Source organism: Pseudarthrobacter cellobiosi (assembly GCF_023913815.1).
Classification (GTDB): Bacteria; Actinomycetota; Actinomycetes; order Actinomycetales; family Micrococcaceae; genus Arthrobacter; species Arthrobacter cellobiosi.
This window is the reverse complement of record NZ_JAMXBK010000022.1, coordinates 1-20,596: the sequence shown is the minus strand read 5'-3', so window position 1 is coordinate 20,596 and position 20,596 is coordinate 1. Positions and strand designations below refer to the sequence as shown.

Here is a 20,596-nt window from a genome sequence, read left to right as displayed (position 1 = left end):
AACAAAGGCACATTTATGTCCAGCAGCACTCCGTTGACCCGGCTTGCTGAACGTCTCCGGCAACCCTTCCGCCGGGACGGCAGACCCACCAGGCTGCATCCCTCGTCCGTCTGGGCCGAAGCTACCAGCACCGCCGCCCTCGCCCTCACCCCGGCGTGGGAGAGGGTCCGTGGCCTGTGGCTGCGCTATGTGTGGCCTGTCCTTTCGGTGGTCAGCGTCCTGGGCTGGTCTGTCCTGGCCGCCTCCATCCTGCTGTGGACTGCCGGTCAGGCCTTCGGCTGGCAGGAGGCCAAGGCGGCGGCCATCGCGGCGTTTGTCCTTTTCCTGATCGCCATCGGGTTCATCCTGGGCCGGTCATCCTACGGCGTGATCCTGGACCTCGCCCGGACCCGTGTGGCCGTCGGGGACAGTGCGGTAGGAAGCATCGCCGTCTCCAACACCTCGGCCAGGCCCCTGTTGCCCGCCGCCCTGGAACTGCCGGTGGGCAACGCCACCGCCGTCTTCCACCTGCCCAGGATGAAGCCCGCGCAGGTGCACGAGGACCTTTTCACCATTCCAACCGCCCGCCGCGCCGTCATCGTGGTGGGACCTGTCCGCTCCGTCCGGGCCGACCCCCTGCACCTCCTCCGCCGGCAGGTGCTGTGGACGGAACCGGAGGACCTGTTCGTGCACCCGAAGACAGTGGCCCTGGCCGGTTCCGCGGCGGGATTCATCCGCGACCTCGAGGGAATGCCAACCACCGACCTGTCCAGTGCGGACGTGTCCTTCCATGCCCTGCGGGACTACGTACCGGGCGATGACCGGCGGCACATCCACTGGAAGACCACCGCGCGGACCAACAAGCTGATGGTGCGCCAGTTCGAGGAGACCCGGCGCGCCCACCTGGCCATCTCGCTGTCGATCAACACGGACGAGTACGCATCAGAGCAGGAATTCGAAATGGCCATCTCAGCGGCCGCCTCGATCGGCCGGCAGGCCATCCGCGAGCAGCGCGAGCTGGACGTCCTGACGCAAAAGGGGCCGCTGCGCTGCGAAACCGGGCGGAACATGCTGGACGACATGACACGGATCGCCGGGGCACCCATGCGCCGGACCGCCGTCGACCTCGCCCGCACACTGGCCGACACCGTCCCCAACGCATCGGTGGTCTTTTTTGTGGTGGGCAGCAACGTGACACCTTCCCAGCTCCGTTCGGCCGCGGCCTCCGTGCCGCTCGGTGTCAGGAGCCTGGCCGTGCGCCTCCAAATCGGTGCTGCCCCGGGCCGCGCCAACATCGCAGACCTGACAGTGCTGACCCTCGGCGACCTCGCTGACCTCGCCATCGTCCTCAGAAAGGCGGCCGCATGAGCTCCGCACCGGGCCTCCGGCCACGCTCGCAGCAGCGGCAGTACGAATCATCGTTCGCCGACGGCCAGCCGGCCTGGCATTTTGTGCTCGACGCCGGCGCCCTCACCGTCCTGCTGGGGTTGGGCCTGCTGGGCTTCAGCCTCAGCTTCGGCGGGGACCCCTACTATCTGGTCTCGGGCTTCGGCGGCATCCTCTTGGGCCTCGGCATCGCTGCCGCCAACGCGCACCTGCGCCTGGGTTTGCTGATCACTACAGCCCTCGCGCTTGGGGCCTACCTGGTGTTCGGCACGCTCCTCGCAGTCCCGGACGCGGCGATTGCCGGTTTTGTTCCCAGCCTTGACTCCTTGCGGACGCTGCTCCTTGGAGTTGTGTTCGCCTGGAAGGACATGCTCACGGTGGGCGTTCCGGTAGGGTCTGCCGGCGGCGTCCTGATCGTCCCGTTCCTGAGTTCGCTGCTCACCGCATTGGTTGCCGGCATCCTCACCTGGCGGCTGAAAACCCCGTACTGGCCACTGCTTCCCGTGCTGGTGCTTTTCGTCACGGGCATAGCTTTCAGCACCAACGCTGCCTTCCTCACCGTGGAGCGCGGCATCGGACTCACCGTCATTGCGATTGCCTGGGCCACCTTCCGCCGTGACGCGCTACGGCGCAGCGACACGCGAAAAGTCTCAGTCAACCGTCCGCAGACCGATGCGGCCACAGCCCAGCGGGCCAAGCTCCGCCGGCTGGGCACGGCCGCTGCCGTGATCGCCGCAAGCGTCGCCATTACCGCGGTGGCGGCGCCCCTGGTCACCGCCAGCGGTGACCGCAAGGTCCTGCGCAACGTGGTGGTTCCGCCGTTCGATCCCAAGGACTACATCACGCCCCTGGCAAGCTTCCGGACGTTCGTCAAGGACAAGAAAGACGACACCCTGTTCGTGGTCAAAAGACTGCCCCGGGACGGCCGTGTCCGGCTGGGGGCGTTGGATGCCTTCAACGGCACCAACTACAACATGGATCCCAACGGCTCCGGCAGCTTCAGCAAGGTGGGCGACACCGAGTCCATCAACACCCTGGCCGACACCTCGGGCATCGTCCCCTCGAATGACTACTCCATCGACATCACCATCGAGGATTACCAGGGCCACTTTGTCCCGGGAGGCCGGAAGACCACCGGCCTGAGCTTTGACCAGAGCGCCTCCGCCGCGGCGTCGGGCCTGTACTTCAACGCGGGCACAGACACGGCCGTGACCACGCAGGGCCTGTCCGAGGGCGATTCCTACAGCGTCCAGGTGTCCGATCCCGTGAAGCTCGAACACGGTCAGTTGACGCAGTACGACTTCGCGAAGATTACGCTGCCGGACGTCGTCGAGGTCCCGCCGGTGGTGGGGTCACAGGCCAACGATCTCTCGGCCGATGCGCCCACCGCGATTGACCGGGTCCGCCAGATCGAGGCGCATTTCCAAAAGACAGGCGCCTTCAGCAACGGCCTCGTCGCCGACGGCCAGCTGCCCAGCGTTTCCGGCCACAGCTCGTCGCGGATCAGGAACCTGCTGACCGCTAAGCAGATGCTCGGCGACGACGAGCAGTATGCCGTGTCCATGTCGCTGATGCTCCGCCACCTGGGCATCCCGTCACGCGTGGTCATGGGCTTCTACCCCGATCCGACCAGCCCGGAGAACGGCGCCGGCGAGGTAAAGGTCACGGGAAAGGACGTCCACGCCTGGGTTGAGGTGGCCTTCGACCGGGTGGGCTGGGTCAGCTTCGACCCCACACCGCCCAAGGACAACGTCCCCATCCCGCCGGACCCCGAAAACAAGTCCAAACCCAAGCCCCAGGTGCTGCAGCCGCCGCCCCCGCCGCAGGAACCGGCCGATCTGCCGCCGGATTCCTCGCCGGACGCCCTGGACGCCGACGAGAAGAAAAACAATCCGTGGCTCTTCTGGGGTGCCCTGCTCGGGGCCCTGGGCATCGCCCTGATCCCGCTGTCCATCCTTGCCCTGCCGCTGCTGCTGATCGCGCTCCTTAAATCACGACGCCGGAAGGCCCGCCTCACGGAGGGGCACCCGGCCCAGCGTGTAGGCGGCGGCTGGAACGAGGTGGTGAGCCTCGCCACTGATTTGGGCGCCGGCATCGACAGCCGTGCAACCCGGCGCGAAAGCGCAGTAGTGCTTGCCGACTCGTTCCCGGCCACCGGGCAGACCACCACCATGCTGGCGCACCGTGCGGACGCCTCCATCTTCGGCGTTGGCCAGCCCAGCGAGGAGGAGGTCCGGGAATACTGGACCATCGTGGACGGCTCGCTGAAGGAGATGACCGGGGCGTTGGGGTTCTGGCGCCGCCAGCAGGCCCGCTTCTCACCCCGGTCGCTGCTGGCTGATGGCCGCAACGCCCTTAAGCTGCGTGGCGCCAGGCTCGGGCTGGGCCCGCTGGTACGTCCGTCCGGCCAGGGTTCCCCCGGATGGCGGTCCGCCACCGGTAGGGTGGGGACCGGCCCGGACGCTGCCCGAACCCCGAATCCGGCAGCACAGGAAAGCGTACCCGGGACGACGGCGGCGGCTTCCGAGCCTGATGAGTCCGCCGTTCTGCGGAACCCTGGCAGGAAGAACCCCACTGAATCATGATGAACGAGGCCGAGCGCTGCCAGCGGTGCCAGCAACTGATCCGGGGCGGCGCCACGTTCTGTCCGGCGTGCGGTGCTCCACTGCCCAACAGGGCGGCACGCAGCGGACGCAACGTGGACCATGCACAGCGGGCCATGATGGAGCGTGTGGCGGCGCACGCCAGCCAGAATCCCGGTACTATCCCGGTAGTACAAACGGCTCCAGGGGGAGGAACGGGAATGGCAGCCAATCTTGAGCTTGTTCCGGCCACGGCGGGGAAACGGCTCGGCGCAGCAGTGCTCGACTGGCTGGCCCCCGTCGCGGTCCTGGTGGTGACTTTCGCCATCGGGTTCGCGGGAATCACCCGCACCCAAAGCGGCGGCTTCATCATCTATGACACCAGTTCGCTGGTCCTGTTCGGCGGCATCGGCCTGGGACTGACGCTGGTCTATCTGGCGGTCCTGGTGGGCATGGAAGGCCGCTCCGGGAAGACCCTCGGCAACCACGTCATGGGCATCCGTAGCGCTGACAAGGATGGTTACGCCCCCGGCGCCGATGGAGTGTTCCTGCGCGGCCTCATCACCGGCGCGGGCATCATCCTTACGCTCCTGGCGGCCGTTGCCATCGTCATTTTCAAATGGTTCGATGTGGCCGTCTTCATCCTTGGCCCACTGCTTATGGCCGGCGCGGTGTGGGCCGTGCTGGTGGCCGTGTCCAACACCTGGGACCGCAACGGCAGGCTCCGCGGCTGGCATGATACCGCGGCCAAAACACTGGTGTTCGACGTCAAGGACGGCCGCAACCCCATCACGTCCGGCGGCATCCAGGGCCCGTACAGTTTCGCGCCCCTGGACCTCCCGCCCGTCCAGCAGGTCGCCTCACCCGTGGCCGGAGCCGCAAAGCCGCCCCAGGTTGTGAACGCCCAGGCGCCCGGGGCCCAGCCACCGTGGCAGCCGTGGCAGCCGGCCCAACAGTCGCCCGCCCAACAGCCCGCCCCGGTGCAGCCTTACACTCCGCAGCCGGAAGCGGCTCAACCGTCAGCCGCGCCGCCGCCGTTCGCACCCCAGCCGGACGCGCCGCCGTCGTCCACTCCTTTCCAGCCGCATGTCCCGTACGCGGCCCCAGCCGTTCCCGCGCCGGGCGCCCAGTTCCATCCAGATGACGACCTCGACCGCACACAGATGCGCGGCGGCGCAACGCATGCGGCGCCCGTCGCCGTGCTGCGGATAAAGCTCGACGACGGCCGGGACTTCCAGCTCGACCGCAACGTCCTGTTGGGCAGGAACCCCCTTGGCCAGGCGGGGGAGCAGCAGGCCCAGCTCCTGGCGGTCAGTGATCCCGGCCGCTCGATCTCCAAGACCCACCTCCACCTGCTGACCGACGGTGCCGGCATTTGGGTGACGGACCGGAACTCCACCAACGGCAGCGCCGTCACCACACCGGACGGCCGGCGCAGGCCACTGCAGCCGGGCGTGCCCGCTTTTGTCAGCCCGGGATCCACTGTCCACTTTGGTGACCGTTCCTTCCACCTAGGACAGGCATGAACTCACAGCCCGCCAGTGACCCAGCTGACGCAGACCACGGAACCGGCCTCAGCCTGAGTTACGGCTACGGCACCGACCGCGGGCTGCGCCGGGAATTGAACGAGGATTCCTTCATCGCCTCCGACCCCGTCTTCGCCGTGGCAGACGGCATGGGCGGACATGAAGCCGGCGAGATTGCCAGCGGCATGTGCGTCCGCGCCCTCGCTGCCATGCCACAGCTCGCCACCGGGGAGCGCAGCGTCACGGCGGCAGTGCTCCAGCAATACCTGCTCCGCGCCGACAGTTCCATCCGGGAGGTGACCGGTGCCCGCGCCGGGACCACACTCACTGGAGCCGTTGTGGTGGAACAGATGGGCATGCCGTACTGGCTCGTTATGAACATCGGGGATTCCCGCACGTACCGGCTAAGCCAAGGGCACTTCGAGCAGGTCAGTGTGGACCATTCGGAGGTCCAGGAACTCGTGGATGCCGGTGAAATCACGCCCGAGCAGGCCACCGTCCACCCCCGCCGCCACGTTGTCACGAGGGCGCTGGGCACGGGGGACGAGACCGAGGCTGATTACTGGCTCCTGCCCGTGGAGGAAGGCGACCGGATCATGGTCTGCTCGGACGGGCTCAATGCCGAGCTGACGGATGAGCACATGTTCCGGATCCTGAGCACCGTGGGCCATCCGCAGGACGCGGTGGATGCCCTGATCCAGGCCGCGCTCCGCAACGGCGGAAGGGACAACGTCACCGTCATTGTGGTGGACGCCAGGAACGTGATGAACGACGGCGGCATCGCCACCACGGCGCCCCGCCCCGCCGCTGATGCCGCGGAGGTCACGCTGCCCCGGGCGCGGATTGTTGACGCCAGCCGGCCGGCCGGCCAGGACGACGGAAGAGGGGAACACTGAGATGGCCACCGCAACATACGTCGCGGGCACCTGGCTCGGTGTTGTCCGGGCCAACACTGTGGTCCTTTTGGGGCCCGGGACCCCGCCCGCCCTGGGCCAGTCCCTGTGGGAACTGCTGGAGCACGCCCCGGAAGTCCACGAAGTGCTCCACGCCGTCACCAGCAGTTTCGGCGTTTCCCTGGCGCAAATACCGTCGTTCGGGATAGTCGATTCCGGTGACGCGCTCCGGATCTTCCTCCGCGGCGACCTGGACCTGACCGTACAGCTGCCCGGCGGCACCGTGGACCTGAACGGGCGGGACGTCACCACCTGGACGGAGCGCCGCCTGGACACCCCCGAGTGGTACCGCCTCACTGTGGCCGGAGACGGCCAGCCCGGACCCGCGTTGCCGCTCAGCGAAGGCGTGGTCTTGCTGGAGTCGCTGACAGTGTCGCTCACCGGAACTCCGGCGGACGAGGTGGCGGCTCCGGCTGACACGCCCGCTGAGGTCGAGGCACCCACCGTTGTCGGCGGCGTCGTCCTCGTAGCGGAAACTGAACCGGAAGCTGAACCTGCGTCTGAACCAGAGCCGGAACATGACCGGGAGGTCTCCGCCGAAACGGTGATGGGGCTCATGGATGATGACGCCAACTTTGCAGCCGGAGCCCCGGACCCCGAGCCGGACATGGAGCCCGCCCCGGAGCGCACGGCCCATCCTGATCAGGTCCCGGCCCACGAAATGACTGGCAGCTACGACCACCTCTGGGAACGGACTGTTGTCCGCCGCATCGAGGACGCAGCCGTCCGCGACGAACCCGAGGAAGATCACGGCGCCCCTGCGACACCTGTTGACGCGGTTCCGGCACCGGTCGATGCGGCACAGGCGGACGCTCCAGGACAGCCGGAGGCAGTGGCCAGCCCGGCTCCGGCACCGCCCGCCCACGAACCCGCAGGTCCACCTGCCACACCGCCTGCAGCCACACCGCCTGCGGCCGCAGCGGCCGCCCGGACGATCGGCGGGCTTATCGACTCGGTCCCGTGGCGGACCGGCGGGAGCACACCTGCTGCCCGGGCCGCGCCGTCGTCCAATCTGCCAGCGTTGATTCTGCCGCCGTCGAACCTGTCCCCGTCGAATCAGCCCCCGGCGGACGTCCCGGCAGAAGCGCACGCAGGGCAGCCGGCAGCAGACCCGGACGCCTTCGACGGTGACCACGACGGCCACACGATCATGAAGAGCGACCTCGCCGGAATGGCCGCGCATCCCGCCCCGGTTCCGGAGCCGGATTCGGCCGCAGGCCCCCTGGTGCTGGCCCGGGTCTGCGGTCGGGGACACGCCAATCCACCCACCCAGGCGCAGTGCGCTGCCTGCGGCTCGCCGCTGCCCGCCGATGCCGTTCAGGTGGCCCGGCCACGGCTGGGCCGGATGCGGGTCTCTACGGGTGCACTGGTTGACCTTGACCAGTCGCTGGTCATTGGGCGTCAGCCGTCCGTTTCCCGGGTCCAGGGTGGTGTTATGCCGCGGCTGGTCCAGGTGGCCAGCCCTAGCGGCGACATCTCGCGCTCGCACGTGGAAGTGCGGCTGGAGGGCTGGCACGTGATGCTCTGCGATCTCAAGGCCACCAACGGTACGGTCCTGGTCCGCGAGGGTCAGCCGCCGCGCCGCCTGGCCCAGAACGAGATGGCCATCCTGCTCGACGGCGACATCGCCGAATTGGGTGACGACATCTCACTGCGTTTTGAGGAGATTCTTTGAGTTCCAAACGGCCGGTTGCGCCGCCGCCCCACATTCCGGGGTTTACGTACATCAGCCTGCTCGGCTCCGGCGGGTTCTCGGACGTCTATCTCTACGAACAGGACCGGCCGCGCCGGAAGGTGGCGGTCAAGGTCCTTTTGTCGGATCTGAAGACCGAGGGTGCCCGGCGCAGGTTCGAGTCCGAGGCCAACCTGATGGCCCAACTCTCCTCCCACCCGTACATTGTGACCATCTTCGAGGCCGAGGTGACCGAGGCCGGTCACTCCTACCTGGCAATGGAGTACTGCTCCAGGCCCAGCCTGGACGTCCGGTACCGCCGTCAGCGCTTCAGCGTTGATGAGGTGCTGGCCGTCGGCATCCAGGTGGCGTCCGCCGTCGAGACTGCCCACCGGGCCGGCATCGCCCACCGGGACATCAAGCCCGCCAACATCCTGGTGACGGACTACAACCGGCCGGCCCTGACGGACTTCGGAATCTCGGGCACCCTAGGCGGCGACGCCGACGAGGACGCCGGGATGTCCATTCCATGGTCGCCGCCGGAACAGTTCGCGGACGGCTCCGTGGACGGCGTGATGGTGGATGTCTGGGCGCTGGGCGCCACGCTGTACACACTGCTGGCCGGCAGGTCGCCGTTCGTGATGCCCGGGACCGATAATTCCCAGCGAGAACTGATCTCGCGGATCACCAGCGCGGCATTGCCGCGCCTGGGCCGGGCCGACGTTCCGGAGTCACTGGAGCGGGCGCTGTCCACGGCCATGGCCAAATCCGCGGCGTCCCGGTACTCCTCAGCCCACGCGTTTGCCCTCGCCCTGCAGCGGATCCAGGCCGAACTGAACCTTTCGGTCACGCCCTTCGAGGTACTCGAAGAGCAGCAACTGGAAGAGAACCACCCGGATGACGGCTTCGAGGAAACCCGCGTCCGCAATATCGCGTCCATCGACCCGGAGCGGACCGGCAGCGCCCCTACTTTCCCGGCACGCACCCGGCCGCAACGCCCCGGAACCGGTGCGCCGCCGTCGGGCTTTCCGGCTGGCGGCTTCCCCCCTGCCGCTGCGGCCCCGGGAGGACCCCGGCCCCAGGTTCCGGGCAACCTCTTCGCCGGTCAGCAGGACGGTGAGCAGGACGGCGGCTCGCAGGCTGGTAGCAACCCCGCTGGCGAGTGGGCCCATGCCACGATGCTTCGAGGCCGTACACCCGCGGCCGAATACGGCTCGGCGCCGGACGCAACCGTCCAGCGCCCCGGGCTCCTTCCTGCACCGGCCGGCCAACAAACCGGCCAACAAACCGGACAGCGGGCAGGCCGGCAGGCAGGCCGGCCCGGCGCGCCCGGCCACCGGGCGGCGGGTGCCGATCCGGAAATCGACGCGACGATCAGCCGACCGGCCCCGGTCACCGAAACCGCCCCCGAAGCGGCGCCCGACCACGGCAGGCGCAACGTGTGGCTCGCCGCCGCGGGCGGAACGCTGCTGGTCCTCGCCATCATCGTAGGGATCGTGGTGGCGTCTTCGGCTCCGGCACGGAAGGTCGAAGAGACCGGCCAGGTCAGCAAACCCCCGGCGGATGCCCTGGACAACGGGACAGTCCCCGACGTCGCGGACCTGGCCGGGACTGTGGACGCCGCCGGCAAGGCGACTTTCACGTGGACCAATCCGCAGCCAAAGTCGGGCGACGCCTACAAGTGGCGGGTCTACGCGTTGGGCAGCAACGGCGAGTACCAGTCCACTGCCGAGCCAACCGTCCAGGTTGCGTTGAATCCGACGGAACCCACCTGTGTCCAGGTGATGATCGTCCGGAGTGACGGCGCGTTCTCACCCTTGGAAGAAGACTCGATCGCCTGCATCCGCAAGTGACGGCAGAACAGACTGCAACAGTTAGTGAACGCGGGCACCGCCCGACGAGGAGGCGCGGAAAATGGGGGATCTAGCAATAGATTTCTGTGGTGAATGGTACGAACCGTCCGATGAGGAAATCTTCAACATCGGCCGTGAAGGCGACCTTGAGGTGGACGACAACCCGTACCTTCACCGCCAGTTCCTGCAGGTGGCCCGCTACGACGGGATCTGGTGGCTGAGCAACGTGGGCGGGATGTTGTCCGCCACCGTCGCCGACGGTTCAGGCGGGATGCAGGCCTGGCTGTCGCCGGGGGCGCGCATCCCGCTGGTGTTCAGCCACACAAACGTCATTTTCACCGCCGGGCCCACCACGTATGAGTTCGCCGTCCACCTCAAGACGCCGTCCTTCCGCCAGGAATCACGCGAGGACGACAGCAACGGCGATACCACCATCGGCCCCGTGGTCTTCACCGACTCGCAAAGGGCCCTTATCGTGGCCCTGGCCGAACCCATGCTGCGGCGGGAAGGGACCGGATTCAGCGCCATCCCGTCCTCGGCTGCGGCGGCCAAGACCCTGGGCTGGGCACTCACCCGGTTCAACCGAAAGCTCGACAACGTCTGCGACAAACTTGACCGCGTGGGCGTGGTGGGCCTCCGCGGCGGCGGCGGGAAACTGGCCACCAACCGGCGCGCGAGGCTCGTCGAGCACGCCGTCACCTCCCACCTGGTCACCCCCGATGATTTGTACTTACTGGAAAAGATGAGGGGCGTGGACGAAGGATGAGGATCCGGCTGACACTCCGCCGGGACCCGGCGGAAACCAAGGACCTGGCCGTCACCGTCGACGGCCTGGCCACGGTGGCGGATATCGCCACACAGCTATGGGTCGCGGACCCCGACCGCAAGGGATCACCGGCACCGGAAAACCTTTCGCTCCGCATCGACGAGGCCTTTGTGGGCGGCGGCGTGCGCGGCAGCGTCCTGACCCGCACGGACAACCTCCTTGAATCGGGCCTGCGGCCGGGATCCGTGGTGTCCCTGACCGAGGTCAGCGAACTCTTCAACGCACCCGGCGCCAACCGCGGACCCGCCGCAGCCACCCTGCGGATCCTTTCCGGGCCCGACGTCGGCCAGGAATTTTCGCTGCCTTCCGGCACCAGCTACATCGGCCGGGACCGGGACGTGGACATCCGGCTCACGGACCCCCTGACCTCCAAACGCCACGCCCGCATCACCGTGGGCGAGAGCGTGGAGATCGTGGATACGAACTCCGCCAACGGCCTCCTGATGGACGGCCTGCCGGTCACTCGGGCCACCCTGAACTCCTCGGACACGGTGACGCTGGGGGAGACCACCGTTACCGTGGTGCCGCTGGGCCGCAACCTGGCGGCAGCCCCGACGTCGCCCCTTGTCGATTTCAACCGCTCCCCGCGGGTGGTTCCCCGCTTTGAGGCGCCTAAGCGCGTGCCACCGGCCGGACCCAAGCGTCCGGACCACCAGCCGTTCCCATACATCATGCTGATGGCGCCGCTGCTGATGGGCGGCATCATGTTCGCGGTCACGCGGAACATCCTCTCGGTGGTGTTCATGATGATGATGCCGCTGTTCATTGTGGGTCACTACGTGGACCACAAGATGCAGACCAGGCGCCAGCAGAAGGAACAGCTCAAACAGTTCCGGGAGTCCATGGCTGCGTTCCGGCAGGACATCACCGAACTGCAGCACGTGGAACGCGCGGTCCGCCTGCAGGAAGCACCGTCGGTCAGCGACACCGTGGATTCCATCTACAAACTCGGTCCGCTGCTGTGGACCCACCGCCCCGAGCACACCGGTTTCCTGGGTCTGCGGTTCGGGCTCGGCACCGGTACATCACGCATCCTGTTCGAGGAACCCAACAGCAACGACACCGAAGCTGAATTCATGCGCGAGATCCAGGACTGCCTGAAGCAGTTCAGGGACATCGAGGGTGTCCCGATGGTCTCCCAGCTGCGCACCGCCGGGTCCTTCGGCGTGGCCGGAGCCCGGGGCCTGGTTGACGACGTTGCGCGCGGCATGGTCCTGCAGTTCGTGGGCCTGCACTCGCCCGCGGAAGCCGTGGTGACAGCCATTACGTCGGCGCAGTCCCGGCAGCGCTGGGACTGGCTGCAGTGGCTGCCCCACGTGGGCTCCGGCCACAGCCCCCTCAACGGCGACCACCTGGCCGCCGGTTCAGCCAGCGGCTCCTCCCTCGTGGCCAGGCTTGAGGACCTGCTCGACGCACGCGAAGCCATGGCCAAGCGCTCCACCCCGGAACACCGGGGATCCGTGGACCCTGCCAAGGACGAGATCCCGGTCCCGGTGCTGCCGGCGGTCCTGGTCATCGTCGAGGACGATGCTCCGGTGGACCGGGGCAGGCTGACCCGCCTCGCCGAGCGCGGGCCGGATTCCGGCGTCCACGTGATGTGGGTGGCCACCGACATCCAGGCACTCCCTGCCGCCTGCCGGGACTTTATGGTGGTTGACGGCGAAAACGGCACCACCACCGGGCAGGTGCGGCTGGGACGGCACACGTATCCCGTGAGCTGCGAAAGCCTTGACGCCGAACTGGCCGCGCAGCTGGCCCGGATGCTGGCGCCCGTGGTGGACGTTGGCAAGCCGGTCAGCGACGACTCCGACCTGCCGCGTGCGGTGTCCTACGCCACCCTGATCGGCAAGGACTTCCTGGACAACCCGCAGGCCGTGGCGGAGCGCTGGGTGGAGAACAATTCAGTCCATGCCTCCGCGGTTCCCAACCGGAAGGACAACGGGACCCTCCGCGCGCTGGTGGGTTCCAAGGGAATCGAGCCGCTCTACCTGGACCTGAAGAACGAGGGCCCGCACGCGCTGGTGGGCGGCACCACCGGCGCCGGCAAATCGGAGTTCCTGCAGTCCTGGGTCATGGGCATGGCTGCCGCCTACAGCCCGGACCGCGTGAGCTTCCTGTTTGTGGATTACAAGGGTGGGGCGGCGTTTGCCGATTGCCTCAGCCTGCCCCACACCGTGGGCCTGGTCACCGACCTCTCCCAGCACCTTGTCCGCCGCGCCCTGACCTCCCTCCGTGCGGAGCTGCACTACCGCGAGCACCTGCTGAACCGCAAGAAGGCCAAGGACCTGTTGGGGCTCCAGCGCGAAGCCGACCCGGAAGCTCCGCCGTACCTGATCATTGTTGTGGACGAATTCGCGGCGCTGGCCACCGAGGTCCCCGAATTTGTGGACGGTGTGGTGGATGTTGCCGCCCGTGGCCGGTCCCTGGGCCTGCACCTGATCCTGGCCACGCAGCGTCCCGCCGGAGTCATCAAGGACAGCCTGCGCGCCAACACCAACCTCCGGGTTGCCCTGCGTATGGCGGACGAGGACGATGCCACCGACATCCTCGGCGTGCCTGATGCGGCCTACTTCGACCCGTCCATCCCGGGCCGCGGTGCCGCCAAGACCGGGCCCGGCCGTATCCAGGGGTTCCAGACCGGCTATGCCGGCGGCTGGACCACGGAGAAGCCCCAGCGTCCCCAGATCGAGATCGTGGAAATGGCCTTCGGGTCAGGGCCCAGCTGGGAGGCGCCCGCCCCGGAGAAGCCCGTCAAGGAAGCTCCGGCCGGACCCAATGACATCGCCAGAATGACCACCAACATCGTCAGGGCCGCGGAATCGCTGGCCATCCGGCCGCCGCGCAAACCGTGGCTGGACGAGCTGGCCAAGACGTACGACTTCTCCAAGCTCCCGAACCCCCGGACGGACGAACGGCTGCTGCTGGGTGTGGCGGATGATCCTGCCCGCCAGGAACAGCCCACGGTGTTCTACGAGCCGGACCAGGACGGCAACATGGCCATCTACGGCACAGGCGGCTCCGGAAAGTCCGCCGCCCTGCGGGGCATTGCGATTGCCGCCGCCGTCACGCCCCGCGGCGGGCCCGTGCACATCTACGGGATCGATTGCGGTTCCTCCGGGCTGAAGATGCTCGAAGAGCTGCCGCACGTCGGCGAGATCATCAACGGTGACGACGTGGAACGCGTCGGCCGGCTTCTCCGCCTGCTCCGGGACATCGCCGACGAAAGGTCCGCCCGGTTCGCCGAGGTCAGGGCCTCCACCATCGTCGAATACCGGACCCTGGCCAACCGCCCGGACGAGAAGCGGATTTTCGTGCTGCTGGACGGCATTTCGGCGTTCCGCGAAACGTACGAATTCAGCCGCCTGTCCGCACTCTGGGACATCTTCCTGCAGCTGGCCACCGACGGCCGTCCCCTGGGGATCCACCTCGTGGTCACCGGTGACCGGCCCAACGCCGTACCGGCGACATTGCTGGCTTCCATCCAGCGCCGGCTGGTGCTGCGGCTGACGTCCGAGGACGACTACATGTCCATGGACGTCGCGAAGGACGTCCTCACCAGTTCCTCACCGCCGGGGCGCGGCATGCTGGGCGGCTACGAGGTCCAGCTCGCCGTCCTGGGCGGCAACTCGAACCTGGCGCTGCAGGCCCGCGAAGTCCACAAGCTCAGCCAGGCGATGTTGCGCCAGGGGCTGGAATCGGCACCGAAAATCCAGCGGCTTCCCGAACAGGTGGATCTGGACGTGCTGCCTCCCGGCAGCCCGGACCTTCCCGTCATCGGCGTCGACGACGAAACCCTGCAGCCGGCCGGGATCATGGCCCAGGGACCGCTGCTTCTGGCGGGTCCGCCAGGGGCGGGCAGGACGGTGGCGCTGGTGACCATGGCCTACGCGCTGCGCCGGTCCAACCCGGACACGGAGCTGGTGTACATCGGCTCCCGCCGGTCCGCGGTGGCGTCGCTGCCGCTCTGGAACCGTTCGGTGGTGGGTGCCGATGACCTGGCTGAGATCATCGAGGACCTCACGGAGCACTCTTCCGGGAACCCCGGGAAGCTGGCGATCTTCATCGAGGGCCTGACCGAGTTCACGGATACCGTGGCGGAATCGGGCGTATCGCAGCTCGTGACGGCGTCCATCAAGGCCGACCAGTGGGTCATCGGGGAATCGGAAACATCAACCTGGTCCTCCGCCTGGTCGCTGTCCCAGCCCTTCAAATCCGGACGCCGGGGCCTGCTCATCAACCCGGGCGACATCGAAGGGGACAGTCTGCTCAACACGTCGCTGGGCCGGGTCAGCCCGGAGTTCATACCGGGCCGCGGCTACATCGTGGGCCGCGGCAAGGCTCGGAAACTGCAGATTGCGCTGCCGCCGGAAAACAGGGGCTGAGCCGTTGCTTCCCACGGGCCCGTAGATCCATTGGATTTGCGGGCCCGTGCCGCGTTGTAGGAGACTACCGGAAACACTGTTCGCTGCGGCAGGGGGTGCCGCGCGCTGTCGAAAAGGTAACCATGATCCGATCCTCATCCGTGCTCCGCGACGTGTCCGCTGCTGCGGCCGCTGCGGTGCTGGCGCTCTTGGTTGGCCTTTCGGCGGCGGTCCCGGCGCAGGCCGAAGACGGCGAACCCACGCCGCAGTGGTGCCTGCTGAACTGTGAAACGGCCAGCACCGAGCCTAACGATCCGGGCAAGGGCAAACCTGAAGTGCCGCCGGTAGTCCCGTCCCCAATCGTCCCAACCCAGCCCCCGGCGCCGCCGCCCGTGGCGCCAGCACCGGTAACGGTTCCCACCCTCGCCCCGGAACCGAGCGCGTCGCCGAGTGAGGAATCGCCGTCGGCCGCGCCCAGCACCACCATCCCCAGCCCACCGTCGTCCGCACCCCCGTCCACGGAATCGAACTGGAACAAGCCAGTCACCAAGTCGGCCAAGCCCACACAGGCCGCCGCCGTTTCCCGGAACGACGGCTCCGGGCTCTTCGGCGGCCCCGGCCTGCTGGCCATCATGGCGGGCGTGCTGCTGGTGGGAGTCGCCGGCCTCGCCTTCGCCTGGTGGAGCCGGAACCGCCTCGCCTCACACTGACCTTTGTTATCCGGTGATCGAGCTTGTCGAGATCCAGGTTTCGCTCCCCAACCCGCCCCGCCTTCCTCAGCCCCGACCTTCCCAACTAGGTAGCAGTAACTGTCGTTATGAGCGCTCATAACGACAGTTACTGCTACCTACATGGAGGCGTTCCGTGCCCATGGGCAGCGTTGCTTGGAAGGCCCGGACGCCACTCACTTCCGCGGCGAATGGTCAGGCACGCACCCCGCAGCTCTGAACCAGGTCATCCAGGCGCTCAAGGATGCCGGCCAGAAGGCCACCAAGAACGCCAACGAGCAGGACCCAGGCTTCACGCTAATCGCAGAAGCTTTAACGCGGGGCCCGGACACAGCACAGTGTCCGGGCCCCGCGGCACTTAACCGCGGGGCACGGCGGCGCAGCAGGCGTTTGGGCGCAATGTCGGGGCGGTAAGGCAAGATAGGTCTGTGAGCACAGCACCGGTCCCCGCAGAGGAAACAGCAAACAGCACTGAGGAACTAACCGAGCCGGACGCCGTCCCCGCCGGTTCAGTGCGCGAAGAATATGAGAACCTGACGGACCTGGTCAGGAAGTACCGGTTTGCGTATTACCAGGAGGACGAACCCCTGGTCTCCGACACCGAATTCGACGAATTGTTCCGGCGCCTGGAGGAGATCGAGGCCCTGCATCCGGAGTTGGTCGCCAATGATTCGCCCACGCAGGAGGTTGGCGGGGAAGTCTCAGCAGCGTTCGCCGCCGTCGAACATCTGCAGCGGATGTACAGCCTCGAGGACGTCTTTTCCTTGGAGGAGCTGGAGGCCTGGATCACCAAAGCCGAGGCCGGTGTCAGCAAGCTGGGGGATACGGCTCAGCTCGCGTGGCTCACGGAACTGAAGATTGACGGCCTCGCGGTCAACCTGTTGTACCGCGACGGGAAACTGGTCCGGGCGGCCACCAGAGGTGACGGAACCACGGGTGAAGACATCACCCACAACGTCCTGACGATCAAGGAAATCCCGACGGAACTGACGGGCACCGGCTTTCCCCCGGAGGTGGAAATCCGGGGCGAGGTCTTTATCCCTTCAAAGGCTTTTGCGGAATTCAATGAGGCACTGATCGAAGCCGGCAAGGCGCCGCTGGCCAACCCCAGGAATGCCGCCGCCGGTTCGATCAGGCAAAAGGATCCGGCGGAAACCGCCAAGCGTCCGTTGCGGATGTATGTCCATGGCATTGGTGCGCGCGAAGGGCTGGAAACCCTGAGCCAGTCCCAGACCTACGGCGTGCTGGAACAATGGGGCCTTCCCGTCAGCCCGTACTTCGAGGTTCTCGGGGGCCTGCCGGAGATCCTTGCCTTCATCAAGCGCTATGGCGAACAACGGCACAACCTCATGCATGAAATCGACGGCATTGTGGTCAAGGTGGACGATCTCGCCACCCAGCGTGCCTTGGGCTACACCACCCGGGTGCCGCGGTGGGCCGTGGCCTATAAATACCCGCCGGAAGAAGTCCACACCAAATTGCTGGACATTGCAGTCAACGTCGGACGCACCGGACGCGTCACCCCGTTCGGCATCATGACGCCCGTCAAGGTGGCCGGGTCCACCGTGGAGATGGCCACGCTGCACAACCAGGACGTCGTCAAGGCCAAGGGTGTGAAGGTCGGCGACATCGTTGTCCTGCGGAAGGCCGGGGACGTCATTCCGGAAATTGTGGGGCCGGTGCTCGCCCTGCGCGACCAGCAGAAACCACCCGTGCGGGACTTCGTGATGCCCACCGAATGCCCTGCCTGCGGCACACCGCTGGCACCGGCCAAGGAAGGTGACGTGGACATCCGCTGCCCCAACGCCCGCTCCTGCCCGGCGCAGCTTCGGGAGCGCGTCTTCCACCTGGCCGGGCGCGGCGGCTTCGATATCGAGGCCCTGGGCTGGGAGGCAGCCATCGCGCTGACCTCCGGACCGGGTGCGGATCCAGCCACCAACGGCGGAAGGGTGGAACCGGCCGGCGACGGTATCCTGACCAGTGAGTCCGCACTGTTCGAACTGGCTGCGGATTCCGGACTGGACGAGCTGCGGAACAAACTGGCAGACGTGAAGGTCTGGCGCGAGAAGCGCACCAAGGGCGTGAGCACGGGTACGTGGGACCTGGTCCCGTACTTCTGGTCTCGAGCCACCGCCAAAACACCGTCCAAGCCCACGGCAACCACGAACAAGCTCTTCGACGAACTGACCAAAGCCAAGACGCAGCCGCTGTGGCGGGTGCTCGTTGCCCTGTCCATCCGGCATGTTGGTCCCCGCGCCTCACGGGCCCTGGCCGCCGCGTTCGGCACCATGGACGGCATCCGGAACGCCTCGGAGGAAGACCTGGCCCATGTGGATGGTGTCGGCCCCACCATCGCGGCCGCGCTGAAGGAATGGTTCGCCGAGGACTGGCACGTGGAAATCATCGACCGCTGGGCTGCGGCCGGGGTCCGCATGGAGGACGAGCGCGACCACTCCATGCCGCGGACCCTGGAAGGGTTGACCATTGTGGTTACCGGCTCCCTGCCGAACTTCAGCCGGGACGAGGCCAAGGAAGCCATCCTCATCAGGGGCGGCAAAGCTGCCGGTTCCGTCTCCAAAAACACCAGCTACGTCATCGCCGGCGAAAGCGCAGGCACCAAACTGGACAAAGCCGAACAGCTCGTAATTCCCGTCCTGGACGAGGACGGGTTCCGGGAACTCCTTGCGAACGGCCCGGCCCCCGCTGCCGAAGCCACGCCCATACCGACGTCCACAGAATCAGAAGAGGCAGCCGAATGAGCCATCCGGACCTCAGCACCGAACTGCTTGCGGTGGCCCGGCAAGCAGCCGCCGCCGGCGCCGCCGTGCTGGCTTCCCGCAATGGCGAGACGCTGGACGTCAGCAACAAAGGCGACGCCGGCGACTGGGTTACGGCCTTTGATGTCGCGGCGGAGAATGCCGTTCGGGATGCCATCACGGCTGCCCGTCCACAGGACACCATTACGGGGGAGGAGCATGGCACCACGAGGCCCGCTGCCCCCAGCGGCTACCGCTGGTCCATCGACCCGCTGGACGGTACCACCAACTTCATCCGGAACATCGTCTACTACGCCACCTCCGTGGCAGTGGCGGATTCCGACGGCGTCTGGCTGGCCGGCGTCGTCAACGCCCCGGCGCTGGGCCGTGTCTACTACGCTGCCCGCGGCCAGGGTGCGTGGCTGGAAGAAGGCGGCCGGGTGACGCAGCTCCAGGGTCCGGCGCCGGACCGCGCCGGGCAGATCCTCGCCACCGGCTTCAGTTACGACCCCGCCATCCGCGCCGAGCAGGCTGCACTGCTGGGCAGTCTTATGGATGGATTCGCCGACGTCCGGCGGCTGGGCTCCGCGGCGCTGGACCTCTGCATGGTGGCTGACGGGACCCACGACGCCTACGGCGAACGCGGGCTCAACGAACATGACTTCTCCGCCGGTGCGCTGATTGCCGAGGAAGCCGGTTGCTGGGTCCGGCGTCCCCGGCTGGCCAGTCCGCTGGACGGCGGACCCGCCGACGAGGACAGGCTGTCCGCCTGGACCTGCGCCGGGACCTTGGCGCTGTCCGGCAAGTTTCCGCTGTGACGCTGCTGCGCCACTAGCATTGTCAGGTGCAATCGCAAATAACCATCCGACCGGCCGTTGAGGCAGACTTCCAGGCCATCGCCAGGATCACCGTGGACTCGTACCTGGCAGCAGGGTATTTCGACGGCGCGGACCACCCCTATATGCAGCAGATCCAGGATGTTGCCGCACGTGCCGCGAAGGCCACGATCTGGGTTGCCGAGCGTGACCGGCAGGTGGTGGGTTCCGTGACGCTGGCACTGGCAGGTGAACCGTTCGCCGACATCGCCCTCGCTGATGAGCTGGAGTTCCGGATGCTTGTGGTGGATCCCGCGGTGCAGCGCAGCGGCGCAGGCAAGGCCATGGTGGAAGCCATCATTGAGCATGCGAAATCGCTGGAGGGGATCACGGGCGTGGCCCTCACCACCGGCGGGACCTGGGAGAGCGCCCATGGCCTCTACCGGAAGACGGGCTTCAAACGAGTCCCCGAGCGTGACTGGCCGATTCCGGGCACCGACATAAAGCTGCTGGTTTACCGGCTTGACGTCCAGTCAACCTAAAGTGGTGCCGACTCATTTTCGGCACTGAAAGGCCCACCATGCGCAAAACATTCGGCACCGGCTCCGTCTGGGAGCAGACCCTCGGCTACTCCCGCGCCGTCCAGGTGGACAACACGCTCTATATTTCCGCCACGGCCGCCAGCGGCGAGGACGGCATTGTGGGCGAGGACTTCTACACGCAGACGCAGTACATCCTGCAGAAGCTCGGCGTGGTCCTGGCCGATGCCGGCTTCAGCTTCGAAGACGTGGTCCAGTCCAAGCTGTACCTGACGGACATCAGCAAATGGGAAGAGGCCGGCCGCGCCCACGGCGAAGTCTTCGGCGAGATCCGCCCCACGCTTGCCCTTGTGCACGTCCTGCCGTTCCTTGACCCGAAGATGCTCGTCGAAATCGAGCTCGTGGCCCAGAAGAGCGCCAGCTAGCCTATCCGCCCGCACCCCCGCGGGAACTGGCAGGTAATACCCTCAAATCGCGACTTTGAGCGTGTTTTCTGCCAGTTCGCGCTTAAGGGGGTGTCCCTATGTTTTTTGTCAAGCGTTGGGACGGGTTTTCCTTCGAGATGGTGGCGGATCGTTTTTGGGCAGGAGCCAACGGCCGGCGGGGTTTCCCCGGCCGGC

13 protein-coding genes are annotated in these 20,596 nt (G+C 67.1%); all 13 read left to right on the top strand.

Translation table 11 applies throughout. From position 1 onward, the window contains the following. Nucleotides 1–15 precede the first annotated feature (15 nt). The 13 genes from NG701_RS08055 to NG701_RS07995 all read left to right on the top strand — a co-directional run bounded on the left by NG701_RS08055 (nucleotide 16) and on the right by NG701_RS07995 (nucleotide 20,401). On the top strand, nucleotides 16–1,347 hold the full coding sequence (locus NG701_RS08055) for a DUF58 domain-containing protein (RefSeq protein ID WP_252566194.1): 1,332 nt from the start codon (nucleotides 16–18) through the stop codon (nucleotides 1,345–1,347). Then, on the top strand, nucleotides 1,344–3,950 hold the full coding sequence (locus tag NG701_RS08050; protein WP_252566191.1) for a transglutaminase TgpA family protein: 2,607 nt from the start codon (nucleotides 1,344–1,346) through the stop codon (nucleotides 3,948–3,950). Before NG701_RS08055 ends, NG701_RS08050 begins: the two co-directional genes overlap by 4 nt. After that, entirely contained in the window at nucleotides 3,947–5,473 is a 1,527-nt protein-coding gene (locus NG701_RS08045; RefSeq protein WP_509908564.1) for an RDD family protein, read from the top strand. The genes NG701_RS08050 and NG701_RS08045 overlap by 4 nt, the downstream gene beginning before the upstream one ends. Then, entirely contained in the window at nucleotides 5,470–6,369 is a 900-nt protein-coding gene (locus NG701_RS08040) for a PP2C family protein-serine/threonine phosphatase (protein WP_252566186.1), read from the top strand. The genes NG701_RS08045 and NG701_RS08040 overlap by 4 nt, the downstream gene beginning before the upstream one ends. Before the next feature lies 1 nt (nucleotide 6,370). Continuing rightward, nucleotides 6,371–8,101 (top strand): FHA domain-containing protein, encoded by a 1,731-nt coding sequence (locus NG701_RS08035; protein WP_252566183.1) that lies wholly within the window; start codon nucleotides 6,371–6,373, stop codon nucleotides 8,099–8,101. Then, entirely contained in the window at nucleotides 8,098–9,951 is a 1,854-nt protein-coding gene (locus NG701_RS08030; protein ID WP_252566181.1) for a serine/threonine-protein kinase, read from the top strand. Before NG701_RS08035 ends, NG701_RS08030 begins: the two co-directional genes overlap by 4 nt. Before the next feature lie 61 nt (nucleotides 9,952–10,012). Beyond that, a complete protein-coding gene (locus tag NG701_RS08025; protein ID WP_104061062.1) occupies nucleotides 10,013–10,717 on the top strand; it encodes a hypothetical protein in 705 nt (234 codons plus the stop codon). Next, complete coding sequence (locus NG701_RS08020) at nucleotides 10,714–15,159, top strand: type VII secretion EssC family protein (RefSeq protein WP_252566178.1); 4,446 nt, start codon at nucleotides 10,714–10,716, stop codon at nucleotides 15,157–15,159. Before NG701_RS08025 ends, NG701_RS08020 begins: the two co-directional genes overlap by 4 nt. Nucleotides 15,160–15,281: 122 nt before the next feature. Beyond that, nucleotides 15,282–15,848 carry a hypothetical protein gene (locus tag NG701_RS08015; RefSeq protein WP_252566175.1) on the top strand — a complete coding sequence of 189 codons (567 nt, stop codon included), beginning with the start codon at nucleotides 15,282–15,284 and terminating at the stop codon, nucleotides 15,846–15,848. A 446-nt stretch (nucleotides 15,849–16,294) separates the two neighbouring features. Continuing rightward, nucleotides 16,295–18,625 carry an NAD-dependent DNA ligase LigA gene (gene ligA / locus NG701_RS08010; RefSeq protein WP_308292589.1) on the top strand — a complete coding sequence of 777 codons (2,331 nt, stop codon included), beginning with the start codon at nucleotides 16,295–16,297 and terminating at the stop codon, nucleotides 18,623–18,625. Further along, nucleotides 18,622–19,440 carry an inositol monophosphatase family protein gene (locus tag NG701_RS08005; protein WP_252566172.1) on the top strand — a complete coding sequence of 273 codons (819 nt, stop codon included), beginning with the start codon at nucleotides 18,622–18,624 and terminating at the stop codon, nucleotides 19,438–19,440. Before ligA ends, NG701_RS08005 begins: the two co-directional genes overlap by 4 nt. Before the next feature lie 26 nt (nucleotides 19,441–19,466). Next, a complete protein-coding gene (locus NG701_RS08000) occupies nucleotides 19,467–19,979 on the top strand; it encodes a GNAT family N-acetyltransferase (RefSeq protein ID WP_252566170.1) in 513 nt (170 codons plus the stop codon). 38 nt (nucleotides 19,980–20,017) lie between these two features. Then, nucleotides 20,018–20,401: a RidA family protein gene (locus tag NG701_RS07995; RefSeq protein WP_058929567.1), complete on the top strand. Its 384-nt coding sequence runs from the start codon at nucleotides 20,018–20,020 to the stop codon at nucleotides 20,399–20,401. Nucleotides 20,402–20,596: the final 195 nt, after the last annotated feature.

What these genes read in the sequence shown, in the direction of transcription:
- NG701_RS08055 (WP_252566194.1), top strand. Translation starts at nt 16, where the DNA reads ATGTCCAGCAGCACTCCGTTGACCCGGCTTGCTGAACGTCTCCGGCAA.
- NG701_RS08050 (WP_252566191.1), top strand. Translation starts at nt 1,344, where the DNA reads ATGAGCTCCGCACCGGGCCTCCGGCCACGCTCGCAGCAGCGGCAGTAC.
- NG701_RS08045 (WP_509908564.1), top strand. Translation starts at nt 3,947, where the DNA reads ATGATGAACGAGGCCGAGCGCTGCCAGCGGTGCCAGCAACTGATCCGG.
- NG701_RS08040 (WP_252566186.1), top strand. Translation starts at nt 5,470, where the DNA reads ATGAACTCACAGCCCGCCAGTGACCCAGCTGACGCAGACCACGGAACC.
- NG701_RS08035 (WP_252566183.1), top strand. Translation starts at nt 6,371, where the DNA reads ATGGCCACCGCAACATACGTCGCGGGCACCTGGCTCGGTGTTGTCCGG.
- NG701_RS08025 (WP_104061062.1), top strand. Translation starts at nt 10,013, where the DNA reads ATGGGGGATCTAGCAATAGATTTCTGTGGTGAATGGTACGAACCGTCC.
- NG701_RS08020 (WP_252566178.1), top strand. Translation starts at nt 10,714, where the DNA reads ATGAGGATCCGGCTGACACTCCGCCGGGACCCGGCGGAAACCAAGGAC.
- NG701_RS08015 (WP_252566175.1), top strand. Translation starts at nt 15,282, where the DNA reads ATGATCCGATCCTCATCCGTGCTCCGCGACGTGTCCGCTGCTGCGGCC.
- NG701_RS08005 (WP_252566172.1), top strand. Translation starts at nt 18,622, where the DNA reads ATGAGCCATCCGGACCTCAGCACCGAACTGCTTGCGGTGGCCCGGCAA.
- NG701_RS07995 (WP_058929567.1), top strand. Translation starts at nt 20,018, where the DNA reads ATGCGCAAAACATTCGGCACCGGCTCCGTCTGGGAGCAGACCCTCGGC.